A 23,759-nucleotide genomic window follows, 5' to 3' on the forward strand; every position below is an offset into this window, starting at 1 on the left:
GACTGAATTTGACCCTTGGGCCGCCCTGATATACCTTGTGTCCGCTCTTTCAAAGGAATTATTAACGTGGCGAAGAAACCCGAAAATCTCAGTTTTGAAGAATCCCTTGGTGAACTCGAGCGCATCGTTGCCGAATTAGAACAGGGCGATGTCTCTCTGGATGATGCGTTAAAACAATTTGAACGTGGCATCAATCTAGTGCGTAACAGCCAAGCAAAACTCGAGCAAGCTCAGCAAAAAGTGGCCATTTTACTCAAGCAGGATGAAAATGCGCCCCTATCTCCCTATGCCGTTGAGGGCGAATAAGCGTGTTAGTCAATGCAATAAAAGAATATCAACTACGGGTTGATGACCAATTAAAACAACGTTTCAGTACACTCGAAGACACAGCACCGCAATTAAAGGCCGCCATGACCCACGGCGCGCTGTTAGGCGGTAAGCGTATTCGTCCTTTCTTGGTTTACGGTGTGGGGCAAATGTTTGGCGTGCCGCTTGAAAAGCTCGACGCCTGCGCCGCCGCCATTGAGTGTATTCATGCTTATTCGTTAATCCATGACGATTTACCCGCCATGGACGATGACGACCTTCGCCGTGGTCAACCCACAGTGCATATCGCCTTCGATGAAGCGACCGCTATACTTGCTGGGGATGCCTTGCAAACCTTAGCCTTTGAAATTGTGACCGAAGCTGTGCCAGGGATCAGCAGCGAGCAGCATATCGCCATGGTGAGAGCGCTGGCGAAAGCCTCGGGTTACCGTGGTATGTGTGGCGGCCAAGCGATTGACTTAGCCTCAACCGATAAGCTCATCGACCTTAAGGCCTTAACTCAACTGCATAATATGAAAACGGGCGCCCTTATCAGCTGCGCCGTTGAGTTAGCACTGATTGCCGCCAATGCGCCAAAAGATGAATATCAGACTATGATGGAATTTGCCCATGCGGTAGGACTTGCCTTCCAAGTGCAAGACGATATTCTGGACATCATTGCCACCACGGAAGAACTCGGCAAACCCCAAGGCTCTGATGCTGAATCAAATAAGAGTACTTTTCCGCAACTACTTGGACTGCAAGGCGCCAAAGACACCGCCGCGCAACTGATCCAAGAGGCACTATCAGCGCTGGCTAAATTGCCATACAATAGCCAGTTAATTGCAGACTTCGCCCGCTATATCATTGAGCGAAGAATATAATAAGAGACGAAGTATCTCGCTATGAGTTTGGACATTTCACAGTTTCCCGTGTTGGCTCAGGCCAACACTCCTAATGAACTCCGCCAGCTTCCTCAGGCCCTGTTACCTCAATTGGCCGATGAGTTGCGGGAGTTTCTTCTTAAGTCCGTTGGCATGTCCAGCGGACATTTTGCCTCTGGACTCGGCACAGTCGAACTGACTGTTGCCCTGCATTATGTCTATAACACCCCGTTTGACCGTTTGATTTGGGACGTTGGCCACCAAGCCTATCCCCATAAAATCCTCACCGGTCGCCGCGACAGAATGCACACCATTAGGCAAAAGAACGGCTTACACCCTTTCCCTTGGCGGGAAGAAAGTGAATACGACACCTTTAGCGTGGGGCATTCAGGCACATCTATCAGTGCCGCATTAGCCATGGCCGTTGCAGCCGAAAAAGAACAGGCAGGTCGCAAAGTGGTCGCCGTAATTGGCGATGGCGCCATGACGGGCGGTATGGTGTTCGAGGCCATGAATCACGCGGGTGATTTGCACAACGATATGCTGATGGTGCTGAACGATAACGAAATGTCGATTTCAGAAAACGTCGGCGCGCTCAACAATCACTTAGCGCAGTTGATGTCGGGCCGTCTCTACACCACCATTCGTGAAAGCAGCAAAAAAGTACTCAAAGGCATGCCGGTCATCAAAGAGATGGCCAAGCGCACCGAAGAGCACCTCAAGGGCATGGTTGTACCTGGCACTCTGTTTGAAGAGTTAGGCTTTAACTATATCGGCCCCATTGATGGCCACGATGTCGAAGCCCTAGTGGAAACCTTGCGCAATATGCGCAATCTCAAGGGGCCACAAGTGCTGCACATCATGACCAAAAAAGGTCGTGGCTATGAGCCAGCCGAGAAAGATCCTATCGGTTGGCACGCGGTACCTAAATTTGACCCATCGCAGTTTAAGAAGCCAGCGACTAAGCCAGGACTGCCAACATTCTCACAAGTGTTTGGCAAATGGTTATGTGATATCGCTGAGCAGGATGAAAAAGTCTTAGGGATTACGCCTGCCATGCGTGAAGGTTCGGGCATGGTGGAGTTTTCACAGCGTTTTCCGAAACAGTATTTCGATGCCGCTATTGCCGAGCAACATGCGGTGACCTTAGGCGCAGGGTTTGCCTGTGAAGGCTATAAGCCTGTGGTCGCCATTTACTCGACCTTCCTGCAACGGGGCTATGACCAGCTAATCCACGATGTGGCGCTTCAGCGTTTACCGGTATTGTTCGCCATTGACCGTGGCGGTATCGTCGGTGCCGACGGCCCAACCCACCAAGGGGCATTCGATTTAAGCTTTATGCGCTGCATCCCAAATATGGTGATCATGGCGCCATCGGATGAAAATGAATGTCGCCAAATGCTCTATACCGGTTATTGCTATGATGCAGGCCCGAGCGCGGTGCGTTATCCAAGGGGCAGCGCCACAGGCGCGACTCAGGTAGAAGCCATGACGGCGCTGCCTATTGGTAAAGGCGTGATTAAGCGTTTAGGCAAACGTATCGCCATGCTGAACTTTGGTACCACCTTAGCCGCAGCCTTAACCGCCGCAGAAAGCTTAGACGCCACCGTTGTCGATATGCGCTTTGTGAAGCCCTTAGATGTGGATTTAGTTAAAGAGATGGCGCAAACCCACGATGTGCTCGTGACAGTGGAAGAAAACGCCATTATGGGCGGCGCAGGCTCTGGTGTATTAGAACTGCTGCAAAAGCTTAAAATGCCTAAACCTGTACTGCAAATCGGCCTACCCGATGAGTTTATTAAACATGGCTCTCCTGAAGAAGTGACCCATGATTTACAACTCGATGCCGAAGGTATGTTAGCGCAAATTAATGCCTATCTCGCCAATTAAGGTGAAGGGAGCTTGCTCCCTGTAAATGATAAAGTAAGTTGCTGATTAGCTTAAATAAAAATCTCAAACTAAAAAGGACTGCATCTGCAGTCCTTTTTATTACTTAATGCTCAGCGCGCTCGCTTAGGCTTCAATATTGATCGAAGCAGATTCTTGGCTAGGGCCACCCTGTGACACCATCACCATGGCAGGACGCAGTAAACGGCTGTTTAGCTCATAACCCTTTTGCATCACTAACATCACAGTATTGGCTGGATACTCAGCGCTTGGCTGCATACCAATGGCTTGATGTTGATCAGGATTGAAGGCTTGACCCTGTGGATCGATAGGTTTTACCCCAAACTTAGCCACGGCGGTCAAGAAGCTCTTTTGCGTAAGCTCAACACCTTCGTAAATCGCTTTGGTGGTTTCATCCTGCGGATTAGTACCTTGCAGCGCACGTTCCATATTGTCTAACACTGGCAGTAATTCGTTGGCGAATTTTTCCAAGGCAAATTTGTTCGCCTTTTCCACATCCATCGCGGCACGGCGGCGAATGTTGTCTACTTCGGCAGCAGCACGGATAACTGAATCTTTTTGCTCTTCAACTTTCGCCAAAGCGTCAGCGAGTAACTGTTCCAGCTCTTCAATACGGAAATTGGCTTGGGTAAGCTCATCAATCAGACTCGCTTCTTCGGTAGAAACTTCAGACTCTACACCCTCTTGGATCAGATCCTGTTCTGCTTTAATCGACTCGTTGCTCATTTTCACTCCAGCTAAAAATGCTTTGTTTCTAAATACTCTGGGCATATTATGGGGATCAATTTTGACGTTTCAAGGCCTAAGGCCAGATCTAGCATAAATATGACCACAAAGTTCCACACCATTGGCCTTATTGGCAAGCCGCACCACTCAGGGACAAATCAAACCCTCAAACGTCTGCACCACTGGCTGACGATGCAAGGATATGAAGTCCTCGTGGAAGAGCGCGTTGCCAGCGAGTTAGGGACCAATATCGTCGCGGTCGATTTATTAGAGATTGGCGCTCGCTGTGATTTAGCCATAGTTGTAGGTGGTGATGGCAATATGCTCGGCGCCGCCAGAGTGCTGGCACGCTTCGATGTAGGCGTGATTGGTGTAAACCGTGGCAATCTTGGCTTTTTAACGGATTTACCACCCGATGCCTTTGAAGAAGCGCTCGCCAAAGTGCTCGATGGTGAATTTGATACCGAGCACCGCTTTTTACTCGAGGCCGAAGTCTATCGCCATGGTCAGCTAAAAGCCAGTAACACCGCAGTGAATGAGGCAGTACTGCACCCGGGTAAAATAGCCCATATGATTGAATTTGAAGTCTATATTGACAATCAATTCATGTACAGCCAGCGCGCTGACGGCATGATAGTCTCAACGCCGACAGGGTCTACCGCCTACGCCCTGTCGGCAGGTGGCGCCATTCTTACCCCCAATTTACAGGCATTAATCTTAGTGCCCATGTTTCCACATACACTGTCGTGCCGCCCAATTGTGGTCGATGCCTGCAGCACCATTAAGATGGTCGTTTCCCCTGAAAATGGTGAGAATTTAGAAGTAAGCTGCGATGGCCACGTGCATTTAGCGGTATTGCCCGGTGATGAAATCATAGTGCGCCGCAGTTCAGAGCAACTCAGGCTTATCCATCCAAAAGGACATAATTATTTCCACGTTTTGCGTACCAAACTCGGCTGGGGCAGTAAGTTATTTTAGGTTTTGTGACTAAACATTTGTCGTTAATGCAAAACCTACCATTAACTAAATTAGCAACACTGGTTTAAAGGTGAATCATAAAACCGTAACAGTGCTGTAAATACCTTCATTAATCGTTATTAAATTTCAGATTAACTCAAAATTCATTAAGTGATCTTTATCACACCAAAACACACCCCATCATTTAGCGTGAACTAGATCACATCAATTAACCCGTGTTCAAAATGATATGATTTCTTAAAAATCAATACATTAAATAATTTCGGTAAAAATAATTCTGGCTCACGGCAACAAAATGCGTGATATGAATCACACCTTAAAATTGTCTTAAAAATTCATCAATAGCCCATTAATGAAATAAATAGATCAGTTAATTGCAATACTGATAGCTAATTTAGTAAATATCGCCTTTTTTATAACTAAATAAAACCAAAAGCACAGCTAGTATCACTAAAAGAAATATAACAAACCACCATGAAGTGATACCGATCACAGTTAGGAAAATCCTATGAGAGAAGCCTCCCGCAGCGCTGTAAATTAGCATTTCATATAGCAGCCAAAATGATCTAGATCATATAAGTTCAACCTCGAATAGCGTCTAGTACACACCACAGAATGTCGTGGCAGTGATTATTAGTAGTGAATACTACTGACTTATCCGTTGTGAGTTTCGACATCTAAACACTAATAAGATCCCTATAAAACATAAGACAGACCACTTTATGTAGAGGCAAGCATGACAATACTGCAACTTTTCGCGAGCTTGACGCCAGTGCTCAGTGTAATGATCTTCCTTGTATTACTGAGAATGCCAGCGTCAAAAGCTATGCCCATTTCCATGGTAGTTACGGCAATCGCCGCCGTATTTATTTGGCAAATGGATACCACCCTTATGGCCGCGTCCATTCTAGAAGGACTACTGTCAGCCATCACTCCATTAACCATCATCTTCGGCGCGGTATTCCTACTTAATACCCTGAAATACTCAGGGGCCATGGATACCATCCGCGCAGGCTTTACTAACATCAGTGCCGATGCCCGTGTTCAAGTAATTATTATTTGTTGGTTATTTGGTGCCTTTATTGAAGGTAGCGCTGGCTTTGGTACGCCTGCCGCCATTGGTGCACCGCTGCTGGTATTACTGGGCGTTCCCCCAGTTGCCGCAGCAGTTGTAGCCTTGATTGCCGACTCAGCTTGTGTGTCATTCGGTGCAATCGGTTTACCCGTGCTATTTGGTATGGAGCAAGGCTTAACCCAAGGCGGTGTTAGCTTGGCTGCTGAGCAATTTGCAGCCCACGGCGGTAGCTACGTTGGTTATGCTCGCTTTATCGTAATGCATATGATCACTATCGACTTAATTACAGGTACATTAATCCCACTTGTCATGGTGACCATACTGACAGGATTCTTTGGCCGCAATAAATCCTTTAAAGAAGGCTTAGCCATTTGGAAATTTGCGATTTTCGCAGGCCTTGCCTTTACTGTTCCAGCATGGATTATCAACTATCTTGCGGGTCCTGAATTCCCATCGGTTATCGGCGCATTAATTGGTATGGCTTTAGTCATCCCTGTTGCTCGTAAAGGCTACTTACTGCCAAAAACCCCTTGGAATGATTTTGCCGAAAATGATAACCAAGAAGGTGCAAAAATTGAGACGACTGCTAAGTTCTCACAAATTGCCGCTTGGACACCTTATATCATCATGGCTGCGCTATTAGTGCTTTCACGCACCGTTGCGCCACTTAAAGCCTGGTTATCCAGTTTCAACATCAGCTGGACAGGCCTAATGGGCACTGAGCTTAAAGCCAGTTTTGCAACCTTATATGCTCCTGGCGCCTTCTTCGTGGCCGTGTGTATCTTAGGTTTCTTCCTGTTCAAGATGAAAAGCCCTGCAATTAAGCAATCCATAGGCGTTTCATGTAAGTCCATGCTACCAACCATCATTTCATTAGGTGCATCTGTGCCTATGGTGAAAATCTTCTTAAACTCAGGTGTTAATGGTGCAGGCCTTGCGTCTATGCCAGTCGCCTTAGCCGATATGTTAGGTCAATCTATGGGCGCGGTTTGGGCATGGATGGCACCTATTGTGGGGATTTTTGGTGCCTTCCTGTCAGGTTCAGCGACCTTCTCAAACATGATGTTCTCCAGCTTACAATACAGTGTGGCCGACAACATTGGCATGAACCATACACTGGTATTAGCACTACAAGGTATCGGTGCTAACGCCGGTAATATGATGTGTGTGATGAACGTGGTTGCCGCTGCAACTGTAGTAGGTATGGCGGGTAGAGAGTCTGAAATCATTCGTAAAACTATGCCTGTTGCCCTTGGCTACGCCTTACTTGCAGGCACTATCGCAACACTTTGGGGTGGCTTCTAATCCATCTTGTTCGAAGTCACGCCGAGTGACTTCGACTTTCTTATATACGATAAAGAGAGTGATGTTATGTCGATTAACTACAAAGAGGTCATCAATGATCTCAGAACGCAATTAGGTGATCGTCCAGTGACGGATGATCCCGTCCGCCGTTTTGCTTGGTCTACCGATGCCAGCTATTTCAGGATTGTCCCCGAAGTCGTTGTCCACGCAGAAACCTTAGAACAGGTCAAACTCACCTTAGCCGTTGCCCGCAAGCATAATGCACCAGTCACATTTAGAGCGGCAGGAACCAGTTTATCAGGCCAAGCCATTGGTGAAGGCATTTTACTTATCCTTGGCCATGATGGTTTTAGAAAGATTGAAGTAAGTAGCGATGCGAAACAAATCACCTTAGGTGCCGCCGTTATTGGTTCAGACGCCAATGCTGTGCTCGCGCCACTGAATCGCAAAATAGGCCCAGATCCAGCGACAATCGCTTCTGCAAAAATTGGTGGGATTGTCGCCAATAACGCTTCAGGCATGTGCTGTGGTACAGCACAAAACAGTTACCAAACCATCGCATCGGCAAAACTGTTGTTTGCAGATGGCACAGAACTCGATACTGGCTGTGAAAAATCTAAGGCTGAGTTTGCCAAGACTCACGGAAAATTACTGCAAGATCTGAGCGAGCTCTCCCACCTAACGCGCCATAACACCGTATTAGCCGAACGCATTCGTAAAAAATATTCCATCAAAAATACCACAGGCTACGGTATTAACTCCTTAATCGATTTTACTGATCCTTTTGACATTATTAACCACCTAATGGTCGGGATGGAAGGTACGTTAGCTTTCATTAATGAAGTCACTTATCACACCGTGAATGAAGCTAAATTTAAAGCTTCCGCCATGGCCGTCTTCCATAATATGGAAGATGCGGCACGCGCCATTCCGCTCATTAATGGTGAAAGCGTTTCTGCGGCAGAGCTCCTCGACTGGCCATCCATTAAAGCGGTAACCGGCAAGCCAGGCATGCCTGATTGGTTGTCAGAACTACCTGCCCTATCAGCGATTCTACTGATTGAATCCCGCGCAGATGATGCGCAAACTCTTGAAGCTTATACCCAAGATGTCAGTGCCAAACTGGCTGGTTTTGACTTCATCCGTCCGATGGAATTCAGTACCAATCCCGCAGTTTACGACAAGTACTGGGCGATGCGTAAAGGGCTTTTCCCCATTGTTGGTGGTGAACGTCCAAAGGGAACCTCAGTTATTATCGAAGACGTTGCCTTTGAGCTTGAACATCTAGCCGCAGCTGCGCACGATATCACTGAACTGTTCCATAAACATGGCTACCCAGAAGGCTGTATTTATGGCCACGCGCTAGCGGGTAACTTCCACTTTATCATTACCCCCGCCTTCACTACGCAGGCCGATATTGACCGTTTCCATGCCTTTATGGACGATATCGCCGATATGGTGATTAACAAGTACAACGGCTCGATGAAAGCTGAGCATGGTACTGGTCGTGCAGTGGCACCATTCGTTGAAAAAGAATGGGGACAAGATGCTTATGTTTTGATGAAGAACATCAAACAACTGTTTGATCCTCAGGGTATTTTAAACCCAGGCGTTATTCTTAACGATGATGCGAACGTCCACGTTAAAAATATCAAACCCTGTCCTGTCGTCGATGATTTTGTTGATAGATGTATCGAATGTGGCTTCTGCGAAAAAACCTGTCCAACATCAGCACTTAACTTCTCGCCACGTCAACGTATCGCTACTCTGCGTGAAATCGAGCGCTTAGAGCAGTCAGGCGATAAAGCCGCCGCCGAGAAAATGCGTGCCGATGCCAAGTATGATGTGATTGATACCTGCGCGGCTTGTCAGCTCTGTACTATCGCCTGCCCTGTCGACAACAGCATGGGTCAGTTGGTACGTAAACTGCGCACCCCATATATCAGCACCACTGAGCAAAAAGTGTTGGATTTCCAAGCCAAACACTTCGGCGCCGTTAACCAAGTGATCAGTACGGGCTTTGATGTACTTGGGGTTATCCATAAAATCACTGGCGATGGTATCACCAACGCGCTGATGAAAACTGGCCGCTTACTCTCTAAAGAAGTGCCCTATTGGAATCCAGACTTCCCCAAAGGTGGCAAACTGCCTAAACCGTCCCCAGCTAAAGCAGGGCAAGAAACCGTGGTTTACTTCCCAGCCTGTGGTGGCCGTACCTTTGGCCCAACACCTAAGGATCCGGATAATCGCACCTTGCCAGAAGTCGTCGTCACTCTGCTTGAGCGTGCAGGTTACAACGTGATCACCCCTGAAAAGACCCGCGATTTATGCTGCGGCCAAATGTGGGAATCTAAGGGCGACTTTAAAAACGCCGACGCCAAACGCCAAGAGCTTATCGACGTGGTCAGCAAGATGAGTAATGGCGGCAAAATCCCCGTATTAGTCGATGCCTTGTCTTGTACCTATCGCACCCTCACGGGTAACCCTCAGGTGCAAATCACTGACCTTGTTGAGTTTATGCACGACAAGCTGCTGGACAAACTGACCATCAACAAAAAGGTCAATCTGGCCCTGCACTTAGGTTGTAGTGCACGCAAGATGAAGTTAGAGCCTAAGATGCAAGCGATTGCCGATGCTTGTTCGAGCCAAGTGCTCAAACCTGCGGGCATTGACTGCTGTGGTTACGCCGGAGAAAAAGGCCTGTATAAGCCAGAAATCAACGCCAGCGCCCTGCGTAATATTAAAAAGCTCATTCCTGTCGAGATTAAGGAAGGCTATTACGCCAACCGTATGTGCGAGGTCGGCCTAACGCAGCACAGTGGCATTTCCTACCGCCACTTAGCGTATCTGCTCGAAGAGTGCAGCCGCTAACACGCTGAATAAACGGGGCTTAAAATAGCCCCGTTTTTCTTTAGAAGCAAACTATTCTCATTTATCAATAAAACACCCACCACCACAGAGTTTTCTCACTAGCAAAAAACAAAATATAAACTTAAAAATCAACACATTAAAAATTTCTCATTTTTGCAAAAATCAACAAGATCATTTACTAAATTAGGGCTACTTATTTACTTACGATAAGCCTATATTTGATCAACTACCTTAGCATTTGTGTGGACTTTGGGGTCACAGTGCAAGGCAATGTCGTTCACTAACAAGAAAGAGAAAGCACAATGAAAATCGCCCTTTTCATCCCGTGTCTTGTTAACCAAATGATGCCAGATGTCGCAATCGCAACACTGGAATTACTGGAAAAACTCGGACACCAAGTGATTCTACCCGCAGGCCAAACTTGCTGTGGCCAACCTATGACCAACTCGGGTTGCTTTGATGCAGCACGCAGTACTACCTTGAAATTACTTAATGCTTTCAAGGGTGTGGAATGTGATGCCATTGTTTGCCCTGCTGCCTCTTGTTTAGTGGCCGCCAAAGAAAACTTCCACGAATTTGATAACAGCCCAGAAGCACAAGCCGTTATCGACAAACTCTATGAGCTGACCGAGTTCCTCCACGATATCGCCCCCATTCCCGCCTTTAACAAGCCTTTTGCCCATAAGATCAGCCTACAACTCAGCTGCCACGGCATTCGTATGCTCAGTCTTGCCACGCCAAGCGAGCAAATGGGCCCGCGATTCAACAAAGTTGAAGCCGTGCTCGCCAATATCGCCGGAATCGACATTGTCTATCCAGACCGTCGCGATGAATGTTGTGGCTTTGGTGGTACTTTTGCCGTTGATGAAGGCGCCGTATCCGCCAAGATGGGTAAAGACAAGGCCCAAGCCCACGCGGCAACAGGCGCGCAATATGTGGTTGGCTTCGACCCTTCATGCCTATTACACCTCGATGGCATGATCCGCAGACAACAATTGCCAATTGAAATTCGCCACATAGCGCAAGTGCTTAACGCCGCGCTCTAGGAGACCCACTATGGCATATCAACATAATCACGAGGCAACGGGTTCGCAGGTTCACGCCCACAAGGCAGATATTTTCTGCCGTGATGAAACCCGTGTTGACTGGCACTCAAAGGCCCTTTGGGTGCTGCGCGAAAAACGTGACCGCGCCGCAGGCAGCTTACCCGAGTGGGAACAACTGCGTCAGTTAGGCTCCGAAATCAAACTGCATACCTTAACCAACCTTGCACAATACCTTGAAACCTTTGAGCAAAACTGTCTTGCAAACGGTATCAAAGTGCACTGGGCAAAGGACGGTGCCGAGCACAACCGTATTGTGCACGACATCTTATCTAGCCATAAAGTGAAGAAGTTAGTTAAGTCTAAGTCCATGCTTACCGAGGAATGTCACCTCAATCCTTACTTAGAGCAACGCGGGATTGAAGTTATCGACACCGACTTGGGCGAGCGGATTATTCAGCTCGCGAAAATGCCGCCTTCGCACATTGTGGTGCCCGCTATCCACATGAAAAAAGAAGAAGTCGGAGACCTCTTCCATGAGAAACTCGGCACTAAAGCGGGGGCAGCAGATCCCTTGTATTTAACCCGTGCCGCCCGTGCTCACCTGCGTGAGCAGTTCCTCAGCGCCGATGCCGCCATGACAGGGGTAAACATGGCGATTGCCGATAAGGGCGCCGTGGTCGTTTGTACCAACGAAGGTAACGCCGATATGGGCGCTAACCTGCCCAAGTTGCAGTTGCATTCAATGGGGATCGACAAAATTGTCCCCGATATCGACAGCGCCGCCGTGTTACTGCGCACCCTAGCGCGTAACGCGACCGGTCAACCCGTCACTACATATAGCGCCTTCTACCGTGGACCCCAGGTCGATGGAGAGATGCATGTAATCATCGTCGATAATGGCCGCACCGAGATGATGAAGGATAAAATTCTTGCCGAATCATTGAAATGTATTCGTTGCGGCGGTTGTTTAAATACTTGTCCTGTGTATCGCCGCTCTGGTGGTTACAGCTACAACTACACTATTCCCGGCCCGATTGGGATTGCCGTAGGTGCCAAGCATGACGATACCAACTCCATCGCTTGGGCTTGTACCCTGTGTGGCAGCTGTACCTATGTCTGCCCGACCAAGGTGCCGCTCGATAAGATTATTCACCACCACAGACGCCTTAAGGCCGAAGCCGGACAACTCCCTTACGGCAAAAACGGCTATATGCCATTAGTGGGTAAATTTATGGCAAGCACGACTCTGCTCAATTGCTCAATGGGCGCAGCCCGAACTGCACTGCGCATTCTGCCCGGTAGTCTGCTCAAGCCCTTTAGCGGCGCCTGGGGTAAATACCGTGAACTGCCCGTCGCCCCCAACTCCAGCTTCGAAGCTTGGTTTAAGAAACACAGGAGCCTATAAGATGTCTAGTAAGCACGAAATTCTCAATGCGCTCAAACTGTCGGCTTTAACAAACCATCCAATGCCAAGCATCGATGTCGCCCCGAGGGTAGAAGATCTGGTTGGCCAGTTTGAAACCAATCTTAAAACAGTGGCGGGTACACTTCACCGCGAAGGCGGTCTTGCGGCACTGCAAGCCAAGGTGGATGAGCTTCTCGCCCAAGGCTTACAAGTCATCTCACTCGTTGAAGGCATCACAGCAAACCGTGATGTGCCACCCACAGCCCATGAACTTAGGGATATCGATTATGCGGTGATCCCTGGGGATATTGGTGTTGCCGAAAATGGTGCCATTTGGGTAAACAATAAGAACTTAGGCCACAGAGTAACGCCTTTTATCTGTGAAAACCTGATCTTAGCCCTGCCAACCAATAAGATTGTGCCAAACATGCACCAAGCGGCAAAAGACATCACGCTAGCCTCAGGTGAGTTTGGTGTGTTTATCGCAGGCCCCTCAAAAACCGCCGATATCGAGCAAGCCTTAGTCGTCGGTGCCCACGGTGCCTGTAGCTTGAACGTGTATTTGCTGTAATGCCTCAAGATTTAATGTAACCAAGAAAACGCAAAGGTTACGGGACAATCGAAACAAGAAAGCCGACCTTCATTGGCGGCTTTCTTATTTAAAATTTAGCATGACGATATTTGAACAATTTGATTTATAAGGATTAATAATCTAAAGGTACAGGCTTGCCATGGCCTTCGCTCGCCGACTAGGTGAATAGAGCAATCTAGGATTTTTAAGCTTATGAACGAGAGCCATGGTCGTTATCACGTATCCCTGCATTGGTACGACATTCAGGCGCCTACTCTTTGATAAGCGCCGCAGCCAAAGCAATAGCTAGTGATAAGCAAGGGATCTTTATCAAGTCGCTTTAACCAAGTGCGATAGCGTAATACTGAGGATGCCTTGCGAGTATTCTCGACGCGGCTGGTCGTATTCTCGACTATATCTATTTGGCATTTATAGTAAAGGTGAGTAAATGAACGAAGTATTACTACAAATAAAGGCGCTCACCAATAGTGATCCTTTGTTGACAGCTGTCATTGTCGGAGTATTAACATTTACGTTAATTGGACTCGTAGGCTACATACTAAAAGATGTTCCCGCGAAACTGTTAAGTTGGCTCAGTAGCCTGCTATTTGTGCGGCTCACTATAGACGATAGCCATCAGGCACGCACAGAGATATTCAATAAGCTGTCCTTTTTGATCAGTAATACTACCATTCCGTTTTTTTCACGCTCTATCTCTGAGGCTGTGTACTTTGACTATGGTGTGAACTACGACGGGCGTGTCAGTGTTAAGTCTATTGGCTACGGTATGCACCTGTTTAAATACGATGGCTGTTTTATGTTGGCAACCCGCACTAAGGTCGATAGTACGATGGCATACGATTCTATTACTGTAAGCGCACCATGGTGGGCAAAAGATAAACTTCATCGTTTTTTAGAAGTTACTCGTGGAGACATCTCTACTGAGCCGAAAGTGAATATTTTCGAAGAAACCGAATGGTGTCGCTATGGCACATTGAAATCATCGGGGTTTAGTGACTTAGTGCTAGATGAAGGGTTTAAGCAGGAGTTGATGAGGGAAGTTGATAACTTCGCAAGTCGGGGAAAATCGGTTGTCAGTAAGCTAACCATACTGCTACATGGAAAAACGGGCACGGGTAAGACGGGTATCGCGAGGGCCTTAGCGGTTGAGTATCATCGCGATCTTTACATATTAAATCTATCGACTGTCAATGATGCCACTATTCATAAAGCAATTAGAAAGGTAGCGCCCGGAGCGATGTTGTTAATAGAGGACTGTGATTGTGTAAAGGCTACGGTATCACGTGCAGCTGAAAGCAATGTCGACAACCCACCACTCACTTTAGGTGGCGTACTAAACGCGTTAGACGGGATCATTCCTCTTGATGACTGCCTAGTCATAATGACCACAAATCATCTTGATCATCTTGACCCAGCGTTGATACGTAAAGGTCGTGTAGATGTCAGTATGGAAGTACCACTGATCAGTGCAAAGCAAGTTAATGAGGACTACTTTGAGCGTTTTGGCGCAGTGCTGAATAGAACTGAGCCATTGTTAGGTTGTGAAGTCTATGAACTCCATCGCAGAGCGAAGTTAAGATATGGCCGTGTCCATCATTCAATGTGATTTCAGTAAAAATCTGGCCATCCATTTTAGATCAACAACATATGCACTTTTGGTTTGTCTACAACTTGTACGTGTTAAATGAGAGTAATCAAAAGTTAAAGGGCGAAAGCTGAGGCATAAATTTGAGCTAACTCATTAAAATATTGGTGTATTTAAAACATATTAACCCAATAACACAAATGGGCAGTGTTGGTTTAGATAAACAGGATTACTGTGAGTTGCAGGACATGACATCCCATGTTGAGATTGGCCAGTCAATAATTGATTTTTTATTTTTTATAAGGGAACAACCAAGTGTTCTTGGGCGTTTTTATATTTGGGTTAACTAACCGCAATGCATCGTATAGTTCGCTTCGCTTATATGGATAGTTAGGGCTCAATAACACTGATGAACCATTACTCATTTTCACTAAAATAAGGCTAGCGTTTGATCCTATATCTGTGCTGTGCTCAATTTCAATAATATCTTGTGGATTTACGCTAAACGTCCATTCTTTAAAAGTAGGGTGAAATGAGCTGAACTCGGAGTTTGTCAGCTTGATATAAAATTTCGCAGGATGAGTAAGCAACCATGCTACTAGCGATAACAGGGCAAGCTCAGAAACCACAACAATATATTTTGCGTAATACAAAAACTCGTTATAAAAAGGATTACTTTTGGGAATCAATATCAAAAAAAGCCAGAAGATAACGGGCAAAAAAAGCATATTAAAAGCGAGAATTTTGGCTTGTTGTTTTCTGTTTCTTTCATAATAGAAAAATGTGCGTGTAATATTCATATAATTAACGCCTAGATTCAGTGCGACAATCACCGCAGTTGGTTGACGTTATCACCCGCACCTTCTTCTGCTGGCGATTTTAAATCAACAACATAATGCACTTTCAATTTTCATACAACACGCTCAGATTAAAATGGTTTATTAAACGATCGGTTGGGTAAATTGCGTATATAAAAAATGGCAGAGAAAATTTCTTCTCCGCCATTTTTATGAAAAAGCTCAATAGATGTTTCTACAACAATCCACTACATAAAGGCCTTAGTAAAAGCTTCCTTCGATTGGCGAATATAATTGCGTGCACTTTGGGCATGTTGCTCCCAAACCGCCCTATCGCTGGGGTCAGTGAAGGGGTTTTGCTCGGCGGCAATAGAGCGCTCAAAGCGATCGTAGAAGGTTAACATCGCTGAGGTGATTTGATTAAAACGCTCTTTAAACTCCTGAAACTCATCCATTTTTTCAGTCGTTTTAATCATGTACTGCACTAACTCAGCATTACTATTTGAGGCAAGTAAAGCTTCGGCCTTGGCGCTGATATTGGCATTCACGTCGGCCATGATTTGCGCTCGAGTCTGCTCATCTTTACTCATGACCTTACTGTAATTTTCGGGTGTACGGGCTATGCTAGCGTGTTGCAGATAGCTACGCAGATGCTTATCTAAATCCTTACGGAAAGCATCTAAGTTCTTCTGCATACTCACTAAATCGTTATCGAGCGCCGTAACCTGTTGCAGCTCTTTTTCGATCTCAGACATAAAGCGTTCGGCCTGCTGATAAATCTTCAGGCCGTTTTCCTCGGCAAATTTTTTATCACTACGGCTTAAGTCGCTATTGTCATAGTTTGAGCGGTCAAAGGTGGCCGCAAGGAAGGATTTAAAGGGTTCAGCAAATGCCGAATAAGCGCCCGCACTCACCACATTTAAGGTGGCCGTGGCTAAGTCACCGAAGGGCTTGACCATAGAGCCTAAACGCGCCTGTTGAATCGGCGATGCCACCCGCTTAGCATCGGTCAAGACTGACCTAAAAGTGTTATAACCCAATGGGTTAGACATTTTGTTACGCTCAGAGGTCGCCAATACAAAGGTGATACTTGAGTAAATCGCATTGGAATATTCAAGGTATTGTCTTTGGCTTTCGAGCTGGGCGGCGTAGTTTTTACCTAAGGTCCTAAAGGATTCGGCCTGAACCTCGTAGTTTTTGTCTTCTTTAAGCTTATCTAAAATGCCGCCAATGATTTTTTGCTCGTTTTTTTGCAGCGCAATATCGAGGCGAATTTTATCTAGGGTTAAGTCATCCAAACTGATGGGGCCATTAATGGCTTCGATATCGAGGCGAATATATTGGCGGCTAGGGTCGTCAATCGACACCCTGTGGGCCAAGTATTCTGTCGTATTGGGCGTGATATCAATCAGCGCCACATGTTGCCATTGGGCATCCAGCTTTAATACCGGTGATGTGAGTACATTAATCCGATATTGGGTTTGGATATTTTGAGTCTTGACCCAAAACTCTAACAGGCCCGCTTCGGATACAGGAAATTTACTGACGATACTGCTATTGCCTTCGGCACATAATAATGCGCTCTCACCACTGTGGGGCTCAGCGCCCTCAAATTGGCAGCCCATGATCCAAGACCAAGGTTGAGATAAGCGGTTACCCTCAAAATCGCTAGCAAACACTAGCTCATTATCCTTGGCACTGGCATTAACACTGGTTAACACGCCAAACAACAGCATTGAGATAACAACAGCGGTGCGCATAAGAGCCTCATAAAACATATATATCAACGACCAAGCCTAAAAAGGCCAGAATTCTATCCTATCCACACGCTTTTACGGTCAGTCGCTAGCGGTATTTTATCGATAAAACACAGGCTAAAAACTGCGCTAATTTTAAGCTGGGATTAAACCAGCGAAATGTATCAGAGCGCATGCCGACACGCTAGTACTTAGACGGTCTCAAGCGTAAAGATAATGACTTAGGATTTAATCTTGAGCTGGCCCATCGCAATAAACATCCAAATCACCAGCATTGTGCTACAGGTCGCGAGCGACACCCACACGCCAATCACGCCAAAAGCCCAAGCAAAACAATAGATAATTGCGGCAATCAGTATGAGTTTTGCGCCAGTTAAAATCGATGCCTGTTTAGAACAATTAATCGCTTGGAAGAAACTGGCGCCCACAAGAATCAAACCTTCCATCGGTAAGCCCCAGAAATACCATCGCATGCCTTCAATCGCCACCGGCGTTAAGCCTGGGTTGTCACCGGCAAAAAGGTACACCAACCATTCAGGGCGGGAATAAATCAACACTAAGCCAAATGCAGCGGTAAGTAAGGTCATGCCAAAGGCGATATTGCGAGCCTGTTTAACCCTATCGAAGCGCCCTGCCCCTGCATTAAAGCTGTAAATAGGTTGGGTACCGAGGGCAATGCCTTCAAAAATCAAATAGAAAAACGCTTCGGTGTAACTCACCACCCCGTATGCTGCCACATGCAAAGGGCCACCAACCCATAAAAAGGCGGTGTTATGTAGAGTCAATACAATCGACAGATACAGATTCATTAAAAAACTTGGCAAACCAACACGGGCGATATTGACGCAGTTATCAAGCTTAAGCTTCATCTGCTCAAGATTGATTTTGAGCTGAGTGCGCGCTCCGAAAAAATGCTGTAAACAGAGTAAGCCTGTGACGGCCTGGGACAACATGGTGGCAATCGCCGCCCCAGCCAAACCAAAGGGAAACACCACAATAAACAGCCAATCTAAAAAGGTGTTCAGCACGCCACCTAAGATCAGCACAAAGGTCACCATAGATGGACGACCATCGTTACGCAGCAAGGTGGTGAATGCCATTGAAATAATAGGGAAATGACATAAAGCAAAATACCAGAACAGGTATTCGTTAGCGTTTTCGAGTATCTCCCCCTCGGCGCCGAGGGCAATTAAAATATCCCGAGAAAATATCCCGCCGACTAAGGCAAAAAATGCCCCCGCCAGTAAACACAAACTAAAGGCATTGCCGAGCAACTTACGCGCCTTGGCGACATTACCTTGCCCTAAGTTAATCGAGACTAAGGCCGCGCTGCCCATGCCTATCATGGCGCCGACGGCATAGAGAATCGCGCCCACGGGATAGGCCAGCATCATGCCCGCCAGCCCGGTTTCGCCGAGATAATGGCCAACGAAAATACCGTCTATGGTGACATAAACCCCAGTCACCAGCATGGAGGCGATCGTTGGAATGGTATAGCGCCAGAAGAGCTTAGCAATTGGCTCTTGCAGCAGGCGTTGATCCGTTGCGCTATGGGAAATTGCAGTCATAACCTAATCTCATAAAAATAAAGGCAGGGCGCACGCAGACTTTAGTTCTAATACTCAGAAACAAATAAATAAAGGATGAACAAAATTGCGGCAGTGGATTGTACCTAAATTTTGCCTTAATACCAAAGGGATTGAATGAGGTGGATTTTTAACAAAAACTAATCAGCACAATGCCTTACTGCTAGTACACATTTATTCCGTGATTACAACAAGCTAGCATCACTCAATAACAGATGTGGCGAAACTCATCATTTTTCACTACTTTTTTGGTATTTAACCCTTAATTAGGTAAAGTGTAGGCTTATATTGCCCGAAATCGGTTAATTACCTGGGCATTATTTGCCTAAACAATTGAGTTAACCATTTAATTAATAATGAATTAGTGGAATTAAATTCAATAACAATAATAAAGGGAAGGACATGAGTCACAATAGTCCAAATGCAGAGAATGATCTGCGCGAAGTCAAGCAGTTAGGCATGTGGGCCTCCATAACTAGCCTAAGTTATATTTTTTGGTTAGTGGGCGGCATGGAGCTGGTCGAGCGTATCGCCTATTACGGCGTTAAAGCCAGTGCGGGCTTGTACGCCAAAGCCCCCGAGTCGGCGGGCGGTCTGGGGATCAGCCTCAGCGACTATGGCATCATTATTTCACTTTGGGCCATTATGCAGACCTTTGTGCCCGTGTTTACAGGCGGGATTTCCGATAGGGTTGGCTACAAGGAAACCATTTTCGGCTCTACCGTGATAAAAATCATGGGCTACCTGACCATGGCGTTCTTCCCCAGTTTTTGGGGCTTTTTATCGGGGGCACTATTACTCGCTATTGGTACTGGGATATTTAAACCCGGCATTCAAGGCACCTTAGTGCTCTCCACCAATCGCAATAACACCTCGATGGCCTGGGGAATATTTTATCAAGTGGTGAATATCGGTGGCTTCTTGGGCCCATTGGTTGCCGTACATATGCGCCAACTTTCTTGGGATAATGTGTTTTATGCCTGCGCTGCGATTATCTCGTTAAACTTCTTGTTTTTATTAACTTATACCGAGCCGGGTAAAGCCGAACGTCTCGCCCGTAATCAACAAATTAAATCCGGTGAAATTAAGCAAGAATCACTCTGGCGCGATGCTTGGCATGAGCTTAAAAAGCCTATCGTAATTTATTACATGCTGGTGTTCTCTGGCTTTTGGTTCCTTTTTAATGCCCTGTTCGACGTACTGCCTATTCATATTTCGGAGTGGGTCGATACCAGTGTGATTGTCACCAGCCTGTTTGGTAGCGAAGGTACCAGTAACGGCATTTTACAGTTCTGGCTCGGGTTAAATAACGAAGGCACTAAGGTGATGCCTGAGGGCATGTTAAACCTTAACGCCGGCCTGATTATGACCAGCTGCTTTTTAATTGCCGCCCTGACCGCCAAATACCGCATCACCACGGCAATGCTGATTGGCTGTTTACTCAGTATCTTAGCCTTTGTGTTTATCGGTGCCTTCCATGCGGCGTGGTTTATCGTGCTTGCCATCGCCATGTTCTCCATCGGCGAGATGATGATAAGCCCGAAGAAGAACGAATTTATGGGTAACATTGCCCCCGAAGGTAAAAAAGCCATGTACCTTGGCTTTGTGATGTTACCTCAAGGAATTGGTTGGGGCTTAGAAGGCTATTTTGGCCCAAAACTCTATGAGATTTTTGCCTCGAAAGAATTGTTCTCACGCGAGTTATTACTCGAACGCGGCATGAGCTCAGCGGATGTGAACGCTATCCCGCAAGGGGAAGCCTTTACCACCTTAGTCAGCTTTACTGGCGAAAACGCCCATGATCTGACTCAGCTGCTCTACCACAGCCACAATATCGGCATGGCTTGGTATATTATCGCCGCGATCGGCACCATTTCGGCTGTAGGGATTTATATCTATGGTAAGTGGTTACTGACGCTGCAACGAGCGCAGCAAGCCGTGCACTAATGGATTGAGGTCTTTAGGGGTACACGTTCTGCCCCCAATAGGCTTATCTAAAAAGTGATTTCTAAAAAGTAAGTTAGAAAAAGTGAGTGTATAGGCACTCACTTTTTTGTTGGATGTGACAATGCTTGGCACAAATGTCACTAAAAACCCGCTAACAACGCTACTTCAAATTGCTCGGCCGAGAGCGTTAACCCCAAGGCGTTGCACTGCTCTTGCAGTTGGTTTAACTCCTTATCAACGCTGGATAAGGTCAAAGTATTATCATCCAGCAGATAGACTTGGCGTAAACTGGTAAAGTAAAACAGCAGCGTAATCAAGGCATTTACATCATTAGTCGCCGCCGCACCCCGAATTTTACTCAGCTTACGGTAAATGCGATTTTGTAGCTGCTTTAACTGCCAGACGTAATAAATCTCTCTAAAAAAGGGCTTAGTCTTAAGTTGATACACTATGGCACTACAGAGTAACACCGCCAAAATCACCCCGAGTAGATTCCAGTGGAAATTCCCTGTTGGCTCACCGGGCACTGCCTCAACACCAAAGAGCGCAATCAATCCCGCCCCAAAACTTAAGGATAAAACAATCAACCCCAGCACTAAGGCCACCATAAACAGGTTCATATTGCTGCGGTAAACCGTTTTATCTACTTGCTGTAACTTCATTGGCTCACTTCTTATCGAAAAATACCTATGGGCGGCGCAGCATAACTCAGTTTGCTTGAGCCTGCCTGAATAAAAACTTGTATAACAACCAAGGAGACAAAGATACAAACTGAAACAAGCAAACCTAAGTTTACAAATCACCAAATTACTAATAAATTTATTTAGTTACTCTCTAATTGCCGAAACAGATTTCCGTAAGCAAGGCATTAACGCAGATACAAAGCAGTAAACAAAACGGTGTACAATTTATCGATAGCCCAATCAGTGATTGTTTGTATAAAACAAACTTACCCCATTGAAATTGGAATAATGCAGCCATCTAAGGAATAACATGGCAGTAAAAAACACCTTAAAACAGTTGCTCTTATTGTTACTTTTAAGCACTAGCGGCGCCATCAATGCGCAAGAACTGCTCGCCGTTGGCACCTCTTTTAGCCAGATTTTTGAACAAAAATCTAATGGTGAATACAGCGGTTTGGGTGTAGATATTCTCAATCGATTTGCCGAACAACAGAAAGTCGTTATTCATTATCAAATCGCACCTTGGCGACGGGCTCAGGCAATGGTCGAGCGAGGGCAAGCGGATATTCTAATTGGCCCCTATATTTCAGAAGCACGACAGAAAGTCTTAGCCTTTTCGTCCCTCGCCTTTTATCGCGATGAAATTGTTTTTTATGCAAGAACAAATAATCCCACAACTTGGGATGGCACCTACGACAATATCCACGGATTGCGGATAGGTAAAATGCAGGGATGGAGCTATGGTTATCGATTTAATGAGCGGACAAAAACACTCACAATTAATGAATTTGCCGATCTCAAAAGTGGTATAGAACGCTTATCCCGCGGCGATCTCGATTTACTTGCAACCAATGTACGTAATACTCAAGCCGTGCTTTCGCAAATCAAAATCCCGCAGGCCATTACGCCTATTATGCCGGTCATTGATATTCAAGATGGTTTTATGGCCTTCCCCAAATATCAGAAGTTTCAACCGCTTCAGCAACATTTTGATCAATTTTTACAAGCAATGTATGACTCAGGAGAACTTGCAAAGCTTGCAAAAATCAGAGGGGTTACCATCCCTAGCTCAGCGCTTATCGATTAATCTCTTCGCCACACTCAGACGACTAAGCAGTCAAGCAGCGCTTGTTCAATGGCATCCCAATTCAATGCCTCGGTGGCAATCATTTCCAGCCGGGAATCTAGGCTATCGTCCAGCTCTGTCACCGCCATATCGCCATCACTCCAATTGATCCCAGCAATACCATCGCTGGTGATCATCACAGCTTTTAACCGCAAAAGTGCAGAATGACCTTGAGTCTGTGCCGAGATAAATTGCATGAGTTTATCAAAATCAAACTCTTGCATTGGCTCAACGACCCAGCCACAGCTAAAACAGCCTTCGCCCTGATTGTGTTTACGCACTAAGCCGCGCGCATCAAACTGAAATCCTTGCTCGCTCGCTTCCTCAGCAAAAACGCTCTGTAATGCTAAGTTGTCAGTAGGTTTACGCAAAAAACTTGCGGATGCAGTCACTGGTGTAAAAGCGGCGGATTTGCCATTCAATGCTTTTTGACGCCGTGGCTGCTTAAGGCTGTCGAGCAAAGTTTCGGATAATCCCTGTGATGCATTGTGTTCAACCACACGAGTATCACTCAGCTGTAACTCATTCAAATATTGACTTAAGTCCTCCGCCAAGCGCCCGCCCTCTGCCGCTTCAAACTCGGGGTATAAATCGGTTTTCGTGGTGACTATTACATCGGCAACCTGCAACTGCTGGATAAAATTATCGTGCCCATGGTAGCGCTCATCCCGTAATTTGCGTGCATCGACAAGGCATAGGGTGCTCTGTAAGCTGATAACATTGTGATAATGGGACGCGCTAAGCACTTTGATTATCTCGTTGGGATGCCCAAGCCCCGTTGGCTCTATCAGTAATCTGTCGGGCTTTGCACGGGCGATCAGTTGATTGATAGCAACTTGAGTTGGCACACCTGCGGCGCAGCACATACAACCACCCGCCACCTCACGAATTTGCACGCCGCTGTCGCTAGCATCCATCAACCCGGCATCAATCCCGACTTCACCAAACTCATTGACTAATACTGCCCAGGTTTCGCCTTCGGGTTTGGTTTTAAGGAGCTGTTTAATCAGGCTAGTTTTACCAACGCCTAAAAAGCCTGTGATGATATTGGTGGGAATGGCTTTGACTATCATGGACGACACTCTCATGGCAACGAACAGAATTGAGGGCACTCGAGTGTAGGGATTATCCCGTTAAAGCTCAACAAAAAGCGCGCCTATGGCGCGCTGATAAATGGATAAG

The 23,759-nt window shown here is 46.4% G+C and carries 18 protein-coding genes; 12 read left to right on the top strand and 6 right to left on the bottom strand.

Translation table 11 applies throughout. From position 1 onward, the window contains the following. The first annotated feature begins 66 nt into the window (after positions 1-66). Genes xseB through dxs form a run of 3 tightly spaced genes read left to right on the top strand, consistent with a single transcriptional unit; the run spans position 67 to position 3,080 of the window. Entirely contained in the window at positions 67-306 is a 240-nt protein-coding gene (gene xseB, locus SHD_RS16190; RefSeq protein ID WP_011623480.1) for an exodeoxyribonuclease VII small subunit, read from the top strand. A 2-nt stretch (positions 307-308) separates the two neighbouring features. Continuing rightward, positions 309-1,190, top strand: coding sequence for a (2E,6E)-farnesyl diphosphate synthase (ispA, locus tag SHD_RS16195; protein ID WP_023268112.1), 882 nt, complete (start codon positions 309-311; stop codon positions 1,188-1,190). A 21-nt stretch (positions 1,191-1,211) separates the two neighbouring features. Next, positions 1,212-3,080 (top strand): 1-deoxy-D-xylulose-5-phosphate synthase, encoded by a 1,869-nt coding sequence (gene dxs / locus SHD_RS16200; RefSeq protein ID WP_023268113.1) that lies wholly within the window; start codon positions 1,212-1,214, stop codon positions 3,078-3,080. Positions 3,081-3,203: 123 nt separating this feature from the next. Here the strand turns inward: dxs and grpE are convergent, their stop codons facing one another. Then, the gene (gene grpE / locus SHD_RS16205; RefSeq protein ID WP_039978556.1) at positions 3,204-3,824 is read right to left on the bottom strand and encodes a nucleotide exchange factor GrpE; all 621 of its coding nucleotides are present in this window, start codon (positions 3,822-3,824) and stop codon (positions 3,204-3,206) included. Between the two features lie 99 nt (positions 3,825-3,923). Between grpE and nadK the strand changes: the two genes are divergently transcribed. The 7 genes from nadK (at position 3,924) to SHD_RS16240 (ending at position 14,702) form a co-directional block, all read left to right on the top strand. Further along, positions 3,924-4,802 (top strand): NAD(+) kinase, encoded by an 879-nt coding sequence (gene nadK, locus SHD_RS16210; protein WP_023268115.1) that lies wholly within the window; start codon positions 3,924-3,926, stop codon positions 4,800-4,802. Positions 4,803-5,538: 736 nt separating this feature from the next. Next, on the top strand, positions 5,539-7,182 hold the full coding sequence (locus SHD_RS16215) for an L-lactate permease (RefSeq protein ID WP_039978558.1): 1,644 nt from the start codon (positions 5,539-5,541) through the stop codon (positions 7,180-7,182). A 66-nt stretch (positions 7,183-7,248) separates the two neighbouring features. Then, a complete protein-coding gene (locus SHD_RS16220) occupies positions 7,249-10,053 on the top strand; it encodes an FAD-binding and (Fe-S)-binding domain-containing protein (protein ID WP_039978559.1) in 2,805 nt (934 codons plus the stop codon). Positions 10,054-10,355: 302 nt separating this feature from the next. After that, the gene (locus SHD_RS16225) at positions 10,356-11,099 is read left to right on the top strand and encodes a (Fe-S)-binding protein (protein ID WP_023268118.1); all 744 of its coding nucleotides are present in this window, start codon (positions 10,356-10,358) and stop codon (positions 11,097-11,099) included. Positions 11,100-11,109: 10 nt separating this feature from the next. After that, positions 11,110-12,504, top strand: a complete 1,395-nt coding sequence (locus SHD_RS16230; RefSeq protein WP_023268119.1) for a lactate utilization protein B — start codon at positions 11,110-11,112, stop codon at positions 12,502-12,504. Between the two features lies 1 nt (position 12,505). Further along, on the top strand, positions 12,506-13,075 hold the full coding sequence (locus SHD_RS16235; protein WP_023268120.1) for a LutC/YkgG family protein: 570 nt from the start codon (positions 12,506-12,508) through the stop codon (positions 13,073-13,075). 448 nt (positions 13,076-13,523) lie between these two features. Then, the gene (locus SHD_RS16240) at positions 13,524-14,702 is read left to right on the top strand and encodes an AAA family ATPase (RefSeq protein ID WP_023268121.1); all 1,179 of its coding nucleotides are present in this window, start codon (positions 13,524-13,526) and stop codon (positions 14,700-14,702) included. Positions 14,703-14,971: 269 nt separating this feature from the next. Here the strand turns inward: SHD_RS16240 and SHD_RS16245 are convergent, their stop codons facing one another. From SHD_RS16245 to SHD_RS16255, 3 genes are all read right to left on the bottom strand, one after another. Then, complete coding sequence (locus SHD_RS16245; RefSeq protein WP_023268122.1) at positions 14,972-15,481, bottom strand: hypothetical protein; 510 nt, start codon at positions 15,479-15,481, stop codon at positions 14,972-14,974. A gap of 245 nt (positions 15,482-15,726) precedes the next feature. Then, positions 15,727-17,238 carry a BAR domain-like protein A BdpA gene (bdpA, locus tag SHD_RS16250; RefSeq protein ID WP_039978560.1) on the bottom strand — a complete coding sequence of 504 codons (1,512 nt, stop codon included), beginning with the start codon at positions 17,236-17,238 and terminating at the stop codon, positions 15,727-15,729. A 218-nt stretch (positions 17,239-17,456) separates the two neighbouring features. After that, positions 17,457-18,803 (bottom strand): MATE family efflux transporter, encoded by a 1,347-nt coding sequence (locus tag SHD_RS16255; RefSeq protein ID WP_023268124.1) that lies wholly within the window; start codon positions 18,801-18,803, stop codon positions 17,457-17,459. A 420-nt stretch (positions 18,804-19,223) separates the two neighbouring features. Here SHD_RS16255 and SHD_RS16260 point away from each other — a divergent pair, with 420 nt between their 5' ends. Then, positions 19,224-20,768, top strand: coding sequence for an MFS transporter (locus SHD_RS16260; protein ID WP_023268125.1), 1,545 nt, complete (start codon positions 19,224-19,226; stop codon positions 20,766-20,768). A gap of 140 nt (positions 20,769-20,908) precedes the next feature. On the opposite strand, the gene SHD_RS16265 is transcribed toward SHD_RS16260, so the two are convergent. Continuing rightward, the gene (locus SHD_RS16265; protein ID WP_023268126.1) at positions 20,909-21,430 is read right to left on the bottom strand and encodes a DUF3087 domain-containing protein; all 522 of its coding nucleotides are present in this window, start codon (positions 21,428-21,430) and stop codon (positions 20,909-20,911) included. A gap of 331 nt (positions 21,431-21,761) precedes the next feature. Between SHD_RS16265 and SHD_RS16270 the strand changes: the two genes are divergently transcribed. After that, entirely contained in the window at positions 21,762-22,538 is a 777-nt protein-coding gene (locus SHD_RS16270; RefSeq protein ID WP_023268127.1) for a substrate-binding periplasmic protein, read from the top strand. A 14-nt stretch (positions 22,539-22,552) separates the two neighbouring features. On the opposite strand, the gene SHD_RS16275 is transcribed toward SHD_RS16270, so the two are convergent. Continuing rightward, on the bottom strand, positions 22,553-23,650 hold the full coding sequence (locus SHD_RS16275) for a CobW family GTP-binding protein (protein ID WP_023268128.1): 1,098 nt from the start codon (positions 23,648-23,650) through the stop codon (positions 22,553-22,555). Between the last annotated feature and the right edge of the window lie 109 nt (positions 23,651-23,759).

The organism is Shewanella decolorationis S12, from assembly GCF_000485795.1.
Taxonomy (GTDB): domain Bacteria; phylum Pseudomonadota; class Gammaproteobacteria; order Enterobacterales; family Shewanellaceae; genus Shewanella; species Shewanella decolorationis.

What these genes read in the sequence shown, in the direction of transcription:
- dxs (WP_023268113.1), top strand. Translation starts at nt 1,212, where the DNA reads ATGAGTTTGGACATTTCACAGTTTCCCGTGTTGGCTCAGGCCAACACT.
- SHD_RS16240 (WP_023268121.1), top strand. Translation starts at nt 13,524, where the DNA reads ATGAACGAAGTATTACTACAAATAAAGGCGCTCACCAATAGTGATCCT.
- grpE (WP_039978556.1), bottom strand. Translation starts at nt 3,824, where the DNA reads ATGAGCAACGAGTCGATTAAAGCAGAACAGGATCTGATCCAAGAGGGT.
- SHD_RS16230 (WP_023268119.1), top strand. Translation starts at nt 11,110, where the DNA reads ATGGCATATCAACATAATCACGAGGCAACGGGTTCGCAGGTTCACGCC.
- bdpA (WP_039978560.1), bottom strand. Translation starts at nt 17,238, where the DNA reads ATGCGCACCGCTGTTGTTATCTCAATGCTGTTGTTTGGCGTGTTAACC.
- SHD_RS16255 (WP_023268124.1), bottom strand. Translation starts at nt 18,803, where the DNA reads ATGACTGCAATTTCCCATAGCGCAACGGATCAACGCCTGCTGCAAGAG.
- SHD_RS16225 (WP_023268118.1), top strand. Translation starts at nt 10,356, where the DNA reads ATGAAAATCGCCCTTTTCATCCCGTGTCTTGTTAACCAAATGATGCCA.
- SHD_RS16245 (WP_023268122.1), bottom strand. Translation starts at nt 15,481, where the DNA reads ATGAATATTACACGCACATTTTTCTATTATGAAAGAAACAGAAAACAA.
- SHD_RS16265 (WP_023268126.1), bottom strand. Translation starts at nt 21,430, where the DNA reads ATGAAGTTACAGCAAGTAGATAAAACGGTTTACCGCAGCAATATGAAC.
- SHD_RS16215 (WP_039978558.1), top strand. Translation starts at nt 5,539, where the DNA reads ATGACAATACTGCAACTTTTCGCGAGCTTGACGCCAGTGCTCAGTGTA.
- nadK (WP_023268115.1), top strand. Translation starts at nt 3,924, where the DNA reads ATGACCACAAAGTTCCACACCATTGGCCTTATTGGCAAGCCGCACCAC.
- SHD_RS16275 (WP_023268128.1), bottom strand. Translation starts at nt 23,650, where the DNA reads ATGATAGTCAAAGCCATTCCCACCAATATCATCACAGGCTTTTTAGGC.
- SHD_RS16270 (WP_023268127.1), top strand. Translation starts at nt 21,762, where the DNA reads ATGGCAGTAAAAAACACCTTAAAACAGTTGCTCTTATTGTTACTTTTA.
- SHD_RS16260 (WP_023268125.1), top strand. Translation starts at nt 19,224, where the DNA reads ATGAGTCACAATAGTCCAAATGCAGAGAATGATCTGCGCGAAGTCAAG.
- SHD_RS16235 (WP_023268120.1), top strand. Translation starts at nt 12,506, where the DNA reads ATGTCTAGTAAGCACGAAATTCTCAATGCGCTCAAACTGTCGGCTTTA.
- SHD_RS16220 (WP_039978559.1), top strand. Translation starts at nt 7,249, where the DNA reads ATGTCGATTAACTACAAAGAGGTCATCAATGATCTCAGAACGCAATTA.